At 64.7% G+C, this 12187-nt stretch carries 11 protein-coding genes; 5 read left to right on the top strand and 6 right to left on the bottom strand.

All coding sequences use genetic code 11. From position 1 onward, the window contains the following. Nucleotides 1–84 precede the first annotated feature (84 nt). From HV753_RS18400 to HV753_RS18385, 4 genes are read left to right on the top strand one after another with little or no spacing between them, the layout of a single operon-like run. Nucleotides 85–1098 carry an ABC transporter substrate-binding protein gene (locus HV753_RS18400; protein ID WP_175176054.1) on the top strand — a complete coding sequence of 338 codons (1014 nt, stop codon included), beginning with the start codon at nucleotides 85–87 and terminating at the stop codon, nucleotides 1096–1098. 48 nt (nucleotides 1099–1146) lie between these two features. Then, complete coding sequence (locus HV753_RS18395; protein WP_175176053.1) at nucleotides 1147–2154, top strand: ABC transporter ATP-binding protein; 1008 nt, start codon at nucleotides 1147–1149, stop codon at nucleotides 2152–2154. Nucleotides 2155–2176: 22 nt separating this feature from the next. Beyond that, nucleotides 2177–3859: an ABC transporter permease subunit gene (locus HV753_RS18390; RefSeq protein ID WP_175176052.1), complete on the top strand. Its 1683-nt coding sequence runs from the start codon at nucleotides 2177–2179 to the stop codon at nucleotides 3857–3859. 17 nt (nucleotides 3860–3876) lie between these two features. After that, nucleotides 3877–4638 (top strand): DeoR/GlpR family DNA-binding transcription regulator, encoded by a 762-nt coding sequence (locus HV753_RS18385; RefSeq protein ID WP_175176051.1) that lies wholly within the window; start codon nucleotides 3877–3879, stop codon nucleotides 4636–4638. 30 nt (nucleotides 4639–4668) lie between these two features. Here HV753_RS18385 and HV753_RS18380 read toward each other — a convergent pair whose 3' ends face one another. From HV753_RS18380 to HV753_RS18365, 4 genes are all read right to left on the bottom strand, one after another. Continuing rightward, nucleotides 4669–5676 (bottom strand): Bug family tripartite tricarboxylate transporter substrate binding protein, encoded by a 1008-nt coding sequence (locus HV753_RS18380; protein WP_175176050.1) that lies wholly within the window; start codon nucleotides 5674–5676, stop codon nucleotides 4669–4671. Nucleotides 5677–5871: 195 nt separating this feature from the next. Beyond that, on the bottom strand, nucleotides 5872–7470 hold the full coding sequence (locus HV753_RS18375) for a rhodanese-like domain-containing protein (protein ID WP_175176049.1): 1599 nt from the start codon (nucleotides 7468–7470) through the stop codon (nucleotides 5872–5874). Between the two features lie 5 nt (nucleotides 7471–7475). Then, nucleotides 7476–8657: a cystathionine beta-lyase gene (gene metC, locus HV753_RS18370; protein ID WP_175176048.1), complete on the bottom strand. Its 1182-nt coding sequence runs from the start codon at nucleotides 8655–8657 to the stop codon at nucleotides 7476–7478. Nucleotides 8658–8659: 2 nt separating this feature from the next. Beyond that, nucleotides 8660–9247, bottom strand: coding sequence for a cysteine dioxygenase family protein (locus tag HV753_RS18365; protein ID WP_175176047.1), 588 nt, complete (start codon nucleotides 9245–9247; stop codon nucleotides 8660–8662). Nucleotides 9248–9364: 117 nt separating this feature from the next. Here HV753_RS18365 and HV753_RS18360 point away from each other — a divergent pair, with 117 nt between their 5' ends. Continuing rightward, nucleotides 9365–10258, top strand: coding sequence for a LysR substrate-binding domain-containing protein (locus HV753_RS18360; RefSeq protein ID WP_175176046.1), 894 nt, complete (start codon nucleotides 9365–9367; stop codon nucleotides 10256–10258). Here the strand turns inward: HV753_RS18360 and HV753_RS18355 are convergent. Together HV753_RS18355 and HV753_RS18350 are read right to left on the bottom strand one after the other, a co-directional pair. Beyond that, entirely contained in the window at nucleotides 10252–11256 is a 1005-nt protein-coding gene (locus tag HV753_RS18355) for an asparaginase (RefSeq protein WP_175176045.1), read from the bottom strand. The two genes, HV753_RS18360 and HV753_RS18355, sit on opposite strands and share 7 nt — an antisense overlap. Beyond that, nucleotides 11249–12172, bottom strand: a complete 924-nt coding sequence (locus tag HV753_RS18350) for a ParB/RepB/Spo0J family partition protein (protein ID WP_175176044.1) — start codon at nucleotides 12170–12172, stop codon at nucleotides 11249–11251. Before HV753_RS18350 ends, HV753_RS18355 begins: the two co-directional genes overlap by 8 nt. Nucleotides 12173–12187 lie beyond the last annotated feature (15 nt).

Genomic DNA, 12187 nt, shown 5'->3' with positions numbered 1-12187 from the left:
TGCAACCTCCCCCGCTGTTCAGGAAGGTCGCCGTCCGCATCAGTAGCTCACACCGTTGCCGTGCATTCCAACCGGAGTCCCATCATGCAATGTATGAAGAAGCTTAGCGTTGTGGTTGCAGTAATTTCCCTAAGTTATGCACAGGCGGCCGCTCATGCGGGAGCCATCACCGTCTACACCGCGCTGGAGGAAGACGAGATCGCGGCGTATCTGAAGGCGGCCAACGCGGCCATGCCGGACGTGAAGGTCAACGTGCTGCGCCTGTCCACCGGCGATCTGGGCGCCCGCCTGATCGCTGAAGCGGCCAATCCGCAGCAGGATGTGATCTGGGGCTTTGCCGTCAGCAACATGCTGGACCCGCGCTTGCAGAGTTTGCTGGAACCCTATGCGGCCAAGGGCATCGACGCCCTGCCCGCCCAGTACAAGAGCCCGGACAACAAGTGGTTCGCCGCCACCGGCTACGTCGCCGCGTTCTGTGTGAATACCGATCGGCTGAAATCCAAGAACCTGCCCATGCCCACGTCATGGGAAGACCTGGCCAAACCCGTCTACAAGGGCGAGATCGTCATCCCGAGCCCCGCGGCGTCCGGCACCGGTTACCTGCAAATCGTGGCCCTGTTGCAAGGCCTGGGCAATGACAAAGGCTGGGCGCTGCTGAAGGACCTGGACAAAAACGTGGCGCAGTACACGCCGTCGGGATCACGCCCCTGCAAGATGGCGCGTGCGGGCGAATACGCGATTGGCGTGTCGTTCGCCTTCCCCGCCATGCAATCCATCGAAGAGGGCTTCCCCGTCAAGATGGTCATTCCCAAGCAATGGGTGGGCTATGAGCTGGAGGCGTCCGGACTGATGAAGACGGCCAAGAACCCAGCCGATGCCAAGCGCTTCCTGGACTGGACCCTGTCCGCACAGGCCGGCGGCCTGTACAGCAAGTACAAGGAACTGGTCACCATCCCCGGCGCCGCCCCCAACAAGGCCGCCGAAGCCGCGGGCCTGCCCAAGGACCTGACCGCCGTGCTGTATCCGGTGGACTTCCAGAAGTCCGCCGCGCAACGCGACGCAACGATCAAGACCTGGCAGGACACCATCAAGCGCTGAGGTTTGGGCGGCGGGCGCCGCCCGCTGCCCAAGCCTCCGGGAGACGCCATGTATCTGGAATTGCGCGGGATACGGAAAACCTTCGATGCGTCGGTGGCGCTCGAGGATATCGATCTGTCCGTCGGCGAGCACGAATTCGTCTGTCTGCTGGGCCCCAGCGGTTGCGGCAAGACGACCCTGCTGCGCATCGTGGCGGGTCTCTTGCCGTTCGACCACGGCACGATCACGTTGGGCGGGCGCGACTTGAGCGGTCTGCCCGCGCGCAAGCGCGGGTTCGGCATCGTGTTTCAGTCGTACTCCTTGTTTCCCAACATGACCGTGGCCGAAAACGTGGGCTACGGCTTGCGCATCCGTGGTGAATCGCGAGACCGCATCGCCACGCGGGTGCGGGAACTGCTGGTGCTGGTCAAGCTGCCCGACTTCGCGGCGCGCTATCCGCATCAGCTCTCGGGCGGACAACAGCAGCGCGTGGCCCTGGCGCGCGCCCTGGCCGTGGACCCCGCGCTGATCCTGCTGGACGAGCCGCTGTCGGCGCTGGATGCCCGCGTCCGCACCGACATGCGCGCCGAGATCCACGATGTTCAACGCCGGCTGAAGATTCCCACGATCATGGTGACCCACGACCAGGAGGAAGCGTTGACGCTGGCCGACAAGATCGTCTGCATGAACGACGGGCGCATCGAACAGGTCGGTTCGCCGTCCGACCTGTACCTGCGGCCGCGCACCCGCTTCGTGGCCAACTTCGTCGGCTTGAGCAATCTGCTGCCCACCGATTGGGTGCGCGATGCGATGCCCCAGCTGCTGGCGACGCGCCCCGAAGGCGCGAACGAACGCTATGAAGCCTGCCTGCGTCCGGAAAATCTGCGCATTGCCGCCGACGAGCATGGCCCCGGCCGCGTGCAGGACATGACCTTCATGGGCAATCTCACGCGCCTGCGCGTTGCCTGGCTAGGGCGCGAGCTGGTGGTGGAACAGCATGGCGCGGCCGGCCTGTCGCGCGGCGCTCCGGTACGGCTGGACATGGAACCGGGCCACTGCGCCTGGGTCAGCGTATGACGGCCCCTCGCGGGGTGCGGCGATGAGCACGCTGCACGCCGGCGCGGCCGTCGCGACGCCGGCCGGCCGCGCCCCCTGGTCGGCCGACCGTCTGCTGCTGTGGACCTGCGTGGCGATTCCGCTGGCCGGTCTGGCCCTGTTCTTCCTGTATCCGCTTGCCACCGTGGCCTGGCGCAGTCTGGTGGAAAAAGACGGCTCGATCGGGCTGGGCAACTATGCCGAGGTCTTCGCCACGCGCGGCATCCTGACCGCCACCGTCAACAGCCTTGTGATGAGCGCGGCCACCACCATCGTCAGCATCGCCCTGGGCTTTGCCGTTGCCTACGGCCTGGACCGCAGCCGCATGCGCGGCAAGGCGCTCGTGCGGCTGGCGCTGGTGCTGCCCTTGCTGGCGCCTTCCCTGGTGCAGGGCCTGGGCTTGATCTTCATCCTGGGGCGCAATGGGCTGGTGCATCGATGGACCGGTTGGGAAGTCGACATCTACGGTTTCTGGGGCCTGCTGATTTCAAACGTGTTCTACGCCCTGCCCCAGGCCGTGCTGATCCTGCAGGCCGCATTGCGCAACATGGACGCCCGCTATTACGACGCGGCCGAAGTCATGGGCGCATCCGGCACGCGCCAGTTCTTCGACATCACCTTGCCCAACTGCAAGTTCGGATTGCTGAGCGCGGCGTTCGTGGTGTTCGTCATCACCATCACCGATTTCGGCAATGCGGCAGTGATTGGCGGCAACTACCGGGTGCTGGCCACGGAGATCTACAGCCAGGTGTCGGGCCAGATGAATTTCGGGATGGGGTCGGTGGTGGGCATCCTGCTGCTGCTGCCGTCGTTGATCTCGGTGCAGATCGAACGTGTGGCATCGCAACGCCAGTTCGGCTCGGCATCGCCCAGCGGCCTGCGGGTGACGCCACAGCCAGCGCCGTTGCGTGACGCCGCGTTCAGCGTCGGCGTGCTGCTGGCCTGCGGCACGATCATCCTGACGGTGGCCACGGTGATTTTCGCCAGCTTCATGCGGCTATGGCCGTACCGCATGGAATGGACGCTGAAGCACTACGACATCACCGTCAGCGGCGGCTACGCCCCCTTGTGGACGTCCTTGTACCTCTCGCTGGCCGCGGCCGGCGGCGGTGTGCTGCTGCTGTTCTTCCTGAGCTTCGGTGTCTGCCGCATCGGGCGGGGCTGGGCCAAGATCGTCTATTTAGTGTCGGTGTTGCCGGTGGGCGTGCCCGGCCTGGTGCTGGGGCTGTCCTACATCTTTGCGTTCAACGTGCCCGGCACGCCGCTGTATGCGCTGTACGGCAGCGCCGCGCTGATCGCTCTGTGCAACTTCTATCACTATCACACGCAAGGATTCCTGACGATGATGACGGGAATGCGCGCCGTGCCGCAAGCCCTGGAAGAAGCCGTCAGTTGCCTGGGCGGTGGCACGATGCAGGTGCTGCGCGATGCGGTGCTGCCCCTGATCGCGCCCACGGTGCTGGGCGTGTTCTTTTTCCTGTTCATGCGGTCGATGGTGACGCTGTCGGCCGTCATCTTCCTGGTGACGCCCACGGTCAGCGTGGCGCCCGTATCGGTGCTGCGGCTGGATGAAGCCGGGTTCGTTTCGCAGGCGGCGGCGTATTCCACGCTTATCATGCTGGTCGTGGGTGGTTCTCTGTTGGCCATGCGCGCGTTGATCGCCGGCGCGACGCGGCGGCGGAGATAGATTAGGAAGCATCGGATATGTGGCAAGAAGAGCGGTATCAGAGAATCCGCGCCCTGCTGTCTTCATTGCAGCAGGTATCGACCGATCGCATCGTCGGCGAACTCGGCGTGTCGCGTGAGACCGTCAGGCGGGACCTGCTTGAGCTGGAAGCCATGGGTGAATTGCGCCGCGTGCATGGCGGCGCCGTGCCCGTGCACAGCGAACCCCCGATCGCGGAGCGCGTGCATACGCGCGTGAAGTACAAGCGCGCCATCGCGCGCGCGGCGGCCGGGCTGTTGTCCAGCGGCCAGACCCTGTTCCTGGATGCAGGAAGCACCACCAGCGTGCTGGCCGATGAACTGGCCAAGCTGTCCGGCCTGACCCTCATCACGAATTCGTTCGATGTGGCGCTGAAGGTGGGCGCGGCGGGCAATGGCGCCAACCAGCTGATCATGCTGGGCGGCTCCGTCGGCGGCCCGGTCTGCGCCACGGCGGGCGACATCACGATCGCCGAGATCCACCGCTACCGCGCCGACATGGCGTTGCTGTCGCCGGTTGGCGTGGACGCAGAATGCGGCGCCACCAACTACGACTTGCGCGAAGCGGAAGTCGCCCGCGCAATGACGGCCAATGCCAAGCAACTGGTGCTGCTGGCCGACTTCAGCAAGATCGGCCTGTGCAGCCGCGTGTCATTTTGCGACGCAGACCGTGTCGACCACCTGATAACCAATACCAGTGCGCAGAAACTGCCGGCCTACGCGGCATTGAATGCCGCAGTGGGCAACGTGCTGGCCGTGTAGGGCTGGCGCCAGCGCCAGCCCTTGGCGGCATCAGTCCAGCGATACCCCGGCCGTCTTGACCATGTCCGCCCAATACACCGTGTCTTCCTGCAAGCGCGTCTTGAAAGCGTCCGGCTGACTGCCCACCGGCCAGCTGCCGCCGCTATTGATCTTGGCGATCACATTCTGCGATTTCATCGCCTGGGCCACTGCCTGCGCCAGGTATGCGATACGCGCGGGCGGCGTGCCGGCGGGTGCGAACAAGCCGTACCAGTCATCGGCGGTGATGCCGTCCAGGCCGCTTTGCTTCAGCGTGGGCGCCCCCTTGAAGACGCCAATGCTGTTTTCGTGGCTTAGCGCCAGGATGCGCAGCTTGCCCGCGGTCACCATGGGTTCGGCCGACGCTGGCGAGGTGATCAGCATGTCCACCGTGCCGCCCATGAGGTCGGTGATGGCCGGGGCCGCCCCCCGGTAAGGCACATGCACCAGGCTCACCCCCGCCTTCTTCGATACCAGAGCGCCCATCAGATGGCTCATGGTGCCATTGCCGGGCGTGGCGTACGTGATGATGCCCGGCTGCTTGCGCGCGGCGTCCAGATAGTCGGCCAGGGTCTTGTACGGGCTTTCGGTGCGCGCCACCAGCACCAGCGGCGCGGACGTGATCTGCGAGATCGGCGTGAAGTCCTTCACCGGATCAAAGCCCACGTTCTTGTACAGACGCGGATTGACGGCCATGACGCTGGTCTGCGACATCACCAGGGTGTAGCCGTCGGGCTTGGCGCGCGACACCTGTGCCGTGCCCACGTTGCCGCCCGCGCCCGAACGGTTTTCCACCACCACGCTTTGGCCGATGATGGCGCCCAGTTCCTGCGCAATCAAGCGGGCCACGCCATCGTTGCCGCCTCCAGGCGGAAATGGCGAAACCACGGTGATGGCCTGCTTCGGATAATCCGCCAGCGGCGCAAGCGCCTGGGCTTGCGCCTGGCCGCAGGCGCTCCACAACACCCCGGCCAGGGCCACGGCGGCCGTCCCGCAAACGTGCAATGCATGGTGCTTCATCTGGATTTCCCCTTGTGTCGGCGACCGGATACTCGGCCGTCCTTTGCATTTCGGTTCGCCATGAACCGTCCGCACCCCGCCGGCGGAGGCCGGTGGGGCGTATTGATCGGGTTGATGCATCTGTCTTCGCGGCGCGTGGCCTCTGCGGGCCGTCACGGCGCTTGCGCCCTCGTCGGGCGGCGTCAATAAGCGGCGTCAGCCGGCTGGAAAGCGATAGCCCGCCAACTCGCGTTCGTCGATTTGCTTGACCAGGTTGGTCTCCCAGGACAGGTACTGGCGGGCCGCGGCCTTGTTGCCGTCATGGCGGTCGTGCACGAAGAACAGATAGTCGATGCACTCGCCGTCGGCCGGCTCGGCAGGCGTGGATTCCAACGGCAGGCCTTGCGCCGCCCAACTGGCCGGCGTGCCGGTATTTACCTTGATGTCTTTGATGCCCAAGGCGCGCAGGTCCTCAGCCGCCCAGGCGGCCACGGCCGCATCTTCGGCCAGCAACACGACAGGACGCTCGCAATCCAGCGCCAGGCGATCCAGGCGCGGACGGATCGACCATTGCGCCCCCGCGATGTGGCTGGCGCGATAGCGCATGCCCGGACGAATATCGACCGCCTGCGCGCCTTGCGCCAGCGCTGCCGCCAGCGCCGCGTCGGACACGCCTGGAACGGGCGGCGTTTCCACGGCCGGCGTCTCGCGGGTCAAGGCGGCGCTGGCGCCCTCTTGCAGCACGCTGGCGTCCCAGCCCATCTGCCGCAACCAGCTGGCCACGACCGGCGCGCGCACGCCTTCGGCATCGAAGACGACAATACGCGCGCCGCGCACGGCCAGGTACTGGTCGGTCGCCTGCACGAGCTGCCCGCCCGGCGTGTGCTGCGCGCCGGGCAAGGAGCCCCGCGCAAATTCTTCCGCGTCGCGCACGTCGCACAGAAAGGTGCTGCGCTCGGCGTCGTGCAGCCAGGCCTGTACCGTGGCAGCGCTGACGAACGGCACGCCATGGCGATCTGCCAATTTCGCGGAACGGGCGGCCAGCGCCGGCAGGTCCTTGGGCGCGATGCCATGGTCATAGCGGCGTTGCGCGCCGTGCTCCAGCGGCAGGTCTTCCAGGTACCAGCCTTGCGTGCCGTTCTCCAGCGCGTAGACGGGGTTGGGCACGCCAAGGTTGATCAACGTCTGCGCACCGATGATGCTGCGCGTGCGGCCCGCGCAGTTGATGACGATCGTGGTGTTCGGATCCGTGGCCAGCGTATGCGCGCGCAGCGCCAGCTCTCCGTTCGGGCAACAGATTCCGCCGGGAATGCTCATCTTCTGATATTCGGCATACGGCCTGCCGTCCAGCACGATCAAGTCGTCGCCGCGCCGCTGGCGCTCGGCCAGTTCGCGCGCACCGATGCGCGGCGTGTGGAAGACTTCTTCGGCCAGCTCGCCGAACGTCTTGCTGGGAACATTCACACCCGCGAAGGCGGCATAGCCGTCCCGCTGCCACTGGGCGATGCCGCCGGCCAGGCGATGCACCTGGGTATAGCCCAACCTCGTCAAGGCTTGCGCGGCGCGAACGGCCGTGCTATCGGCAGCCCCGTTGTCGTAGACCACCACCCGCACGTTGCGGCGCGGCGCCAGGCGCACGATGTCGATCTCTAGCCGGCTGTACGGCACGGGCGCCGCGTAGAACAGGTGGGATTCACCGTACTGGCCGTGTTCGCGCACGTCCAGCAGAGCTATCTCGTGACCATCATGCAGCCATTCTTTGAGCGTATGCGAGTCGACGTCGGCGACGAAAGGGGCGGTATTGGAGTGCTTCATGAGAGTCAAAGGAAACGAGGGGATTGGGCCATCACCGACAAGCCTTGTTCAAGGTCGCCGATCAGGTCCTGCGGATCTTCCAGGCCGATATGCAGGCGCAGCATCGCGCCCCGCGGCGTAGGGTCAGGCAACGATCGCGAATTCAGCCGCACGGGAATCACGAGGCTTTCAAAGCCCCCCCACGATGCGCCGATGCCGAACAAGCGCAGACTGTCGATCAGGCGTTCGGCATCCGCGTCACGGTAAGCATCCGACAATTCGATGGTCAGCAAGCCGTTTGCGCCCGTGCAGTCGCGCAGCCAGCGCGCATACGACGGATCTCCCGGCAAGGCCGGGTATCGCACACGGGCGATTTCCGAACGGCCTTGTAGCCACGCCGCGACCAGCATGGCGTTCTTGGCGTGTTGCGCCATGCGCAGCGGCAGGGAACGCATGCCACGCAGCACCAGGAAGGCATCGTCGGCGCCCACGGTCTGGCCGAAGTCGATGCGGGCGCGGTCCAGGGCGGGCCAGGCTTGGCGGTTGGTGATCACGGCGCCCATCATCACGTCGGCGTGGCCGCCCAGGTATTTAGTGGCAGCAAGAATCGAAATATCCGCGCCGAGCGTAAGCGGTTTGTATATCAACCCCGACGCCCACGTGTTATCCACAGCCAGCCAACAATCGTATTTTCTTGCCGCTGTGGATAACTCGGAGAGGTCCGGAATCTCGTACGTCAACGAACCCGGCGACTCCGCGTAAATCATGCGCGTATTGGGACGAATCAACGCCTCGATGCCCGCGCCGTCGGGCCGGTAGAACGTATATTCGATGCCTAGCCGCGTCAAATGCTCGACGCAGAAGCGACGCACGGGCTCGTACACCGCATCGGTGATCAGCAGATGATCCCCCGTGCGCAAGTAAGCGAGCAACACGGTCGCGATGGCCGCTTGCCCCGTGGGATACAGCGCGGCGCGATAGCCCTCTTCCAGTTCAATCAGCGCGTCTTCCAATGCATGCGTGCTGTCGGTGCCACGCGCACCATAGGACGGCAAGCGCTCCTGCTCGCGGCGTTCGCGTGTGTCGCGCCAAGCCGCGACGCTATCGAAGACATAGGTGCTGGCGCGGGTGACGGGGGTGTTGACCCATCCTTGATGGGGACGCCCCGCGCGCAACAAGCGCGTTGCTGACCGATAGGGCTTGTGCATGATCAGCGTCGCGTTTGCACGCCGATCGGCATGATCTTGCAGGTGCCGGCGACCAGATCGAAGCCCAGGCGTTCGTTCAGCGTTTCCAGGGCGCGGCCGTACATGTGCAGATGGCGGATGACGCTATCGCCCTGGATCTCGACGGCATGGATGTCGTCGGGCATCAAGGCGATGCCGGCGCCCGGGCCCACCACCACGGTGCCGGTCTTTTCCAGATGGCCGACGCCGGGCACGGACCCATCATCAGTGCGGTCATAAACGTAGTTGTATTCCACGCCCTCGACGGCCGCGATACAGGCCCAGGTCGTGTGGTTGTGGGGCACGATCTTGTTGCCGGGCCGCATCACGTTCAAGTACAGCGCATAGCTCTTGTCGTCGTCCTCGGCGATCAGGTAGCGCGCCTGACGCTCGCCGTCCTCGGGCGCGGCGTAGCGGTCATTCGCCCACCAGTCCGTGTGACCCGCGAGCGCCACCAGTTCTTGCAGCACGTCATCCAGGCTGTCTCGATTCAGCCCCTTATTTCCTACAGTTTTTTTAATATTTCCGATGGCGGCATCGATGCCGGCTTGGTGGGGGTGCGCATTGCTCACTTTGATTTTCCCTCTTGTTTCATGAGTTATTGCACCTAATGTATCGCTCGGGATCCGCCTCAACAATTTAAATTGCCTTAACATTCCATTAGCAACGCTAATATTTTTGAGCCCGCCATGCGCAACCTGGATCTGGACCTGCTTCGCACGCTGACGGCCATCGCCCAGCACGATACGTTTTCGGAAGCCGCCAATCGGCTGCATAAGACCCAATCGGCCATCACGCAGCAGATGCAGCGTCTGGAATCCACCATTGGCCTGCCCTTGTTTGAAAAACAGGGGCGCAACAAGGTGCTGTCTTCACATGGGCGGCGGCTGGTGGAATATGCGCGTCACATGCTGGCCATCAACGACGAGGCGCTGCGTGCCCTGCAAGACGGGCCGCTGGAGGGCGATTTACGTCTGGGCGCACCGCTGGACGTGGCCGACACCATCTTGCCCACGCTGCTGACGCACATCGCACGGTCGGCCCCGCGCGTGAAGCTGGAGATCCGCGTGGATCGCAGTCCCTTCCTGATGGATGCGTTGCGTGCCGGCGAGATTGACCTGACGATATCCACGCGCTTCGACCAAGACTTTGAAGGCGTCGCCCTGCGTACGTCTCCGACCGTCTGGCTGTCCTCGGCCGACTATGTGCACGACATGCATGCGCCGGTACCGCTGGTGCTGGCGGATGAGCCCAGCATCTTTCGCCGGCTGGCCTTGAATGCACTGGAACAGGCGCGTGTGCGCTGGCATACCAACTATGTGGCGCCGAATCTGGTGGGAATCAAAGCCGCGCTGCGTGCCGGGCTGGGCGTTACGGCCCGCAGCGTGGAACTGTTGGGGCCAGAGATGCGCGTGCTGGGGGAAAAGGAAGGATTACCGCCCTTGCCGGACGTGACCTACTTCCTGTGGATAAGGCGTGACCTGATCAATCCGCTGACGCGGCAGGTCTATGACATGTTGCGGGCCAACCTGGGATTGGCGCAACAAGCCGATGTGGGCGGCGCGACGCCGCCCGTTCAATAGCGGTCGAAGATCGCCTGCAAGCTGGCGGGATCGCGTGTAAGCGACAGGCCCAGCATCAGCAGGATGCGCGCCTTTTGCGGGTTCAGATCCCGCGCGGCGATAAAGCCCAGGCTGGCGTCATCCAGTTCGACATCACGTGCGACAAACCCGCTGCCCGTGCGGCTTGCACGCACCACGGCCACGCCGTCCGCGACGGCCTGGCTCAGCGCGTCGATGGCCAGGTCGGTCGCGTTGCCGTCACCCACGCCAGCCAGCACGATGCCTTCCGCGACACCGGCCAGAAAATCAATCAGATCGGCTTGCAGGTTGGCGTAGGCGTAAACGATATCCACGCGCGGCCAGCCGGCCTTATCCAACAATGCGAGTGAAAACTCGCTTTGCGTGGTGTGCGTGGTGGTATTGAGCGAATAGAAGCACGGCATGCCACCATGCATGACGCCGGCACGGCCGCGATTGGGCGACGTGAAGGCACACAGGCCCGCGCTGGCGATCTTCTGGATTTCGCGTGCGTAGTGCACGTCATCATTCATGACGACAAGCGGCCCGCGACCGCGCGCGTCGGGATGGCGCGCAAGCGCCACCGCGTTGTACAGGTTGGCCGGGCCTTCGGCGCCCAGCGCTGTCGCCGGACGCATGGCGCCCACCAGTACGACGGGCTTGTCGTGCTGAATCACAAGACTCAGAAAATACGCAGTCTCTTCAAGCGTGTCGGTACCGTGCGTAATGACGATGCCTGCCACCGAAGGGTCCTGGCATAAAGCGTCCACTCTTTCGGCTAACGCGCGCCAGACGTCGTGCGTCATGTTCTGGCTGCCGACGTTGGCGACTTGCTCGGCACGAATCTCGGCAATGCCCGTCAATTGCGGCACAGCGGCCAGCAAGGCGTTGACGGAGAACGAGCCGGCCTTGTAACCGGCGGACGTCGCGTCTGCCTGCGCGCCGGCTATGGTGCCGCCAGTGGCCAGCACCGCCACGACCGGCAAGGCGTGCTCAGGCATCCACCACTCCGGACAGGCCTTGGCGCTCAAGCAGTGAATTCAGGTGTTCCCAGCCGTGGAAATCGATGACGATCTGCCCCTTTTCCTTGGCGCCGACCTTCAAGGCGACACGAGTGCCCAGGTGATCGGACAGGGCTTCTTCCAGACGGGTCAAATCGCGCGAGGCGCCGTTGGTCTTCTTGCGCGGGGACGCGGCCGACTCGGTTTCCTTGGCGGTCTTGGTGACCAGCTTTTCAGCTTCGCGCACCGACAAGCGGCGCGCGATGATCTGATTGGCCAGTTGGATCTGCGTGGCGGCGTCAACCGCCAGCAGCGCACGGGCATGGCCCATGTCGACGTCGCCGGCAAGCAGCATCGTTTGAACGGGTGCGGCCAGGTTCAGCAGGCGCAGCAGGTTGCTGGTGGCGGAGCGCGAACGGCCGATCGCTTGCGCGGCCTGCTCGTGGGTCAGGCCAAATTCGTCCAGCAAGCGACGCACGCCATGCGCCTCTTCCAACGGATTCAGATCTTCACGTTGGATGTTCTCGATCAGCGCCATGACGGCCGCGTTCTCGTCGGCCACTTCGCGCACCAGCACCGGCACTTCTTTCAAACCCGCCAGTTGCGCGGCGCGGAAACGGCGTTCACCCGCGATGATCTCGTAATGGCCAGGCGCGCTCTCGCCGAGTCCGCGCACAAGAATGGGTTGCATGATGCCTTGTGTGCGGATCGATTCGGCCAGCTCGCCCAAGGCGCCCTCGTCCATGCGCGTGCGCGGCTGATACTTGCCGGCGCGCATCTTCGAGATGGGCAAGGTGGATGGCGGACCCTCTGGCTTGGCCGCGACGGCCTTGCCAATGTTGTCGATCGCCGGCGCGTCCGCGCCAAGCAAGGCGTCCAGTCCGCGACCCAATCCCTTGGGTTTCTTGGTGGCCATAGTTAAATCCTCTTT

This window comes from Achromobacter pestifer, assembly GCF_902859625.1.
Taxonomy (GTDB): Bacteria; Pseudomonadota; Gammaproteobacteria; order Burkholderiales; family Burkholderiaceae_B; genus Achromobacter; species Achromobacter pestifer.
Note: the sequence above shows the minus strand (reverse complement) of the source record. Positions and strands in the feature narration are given on the sequence as shown.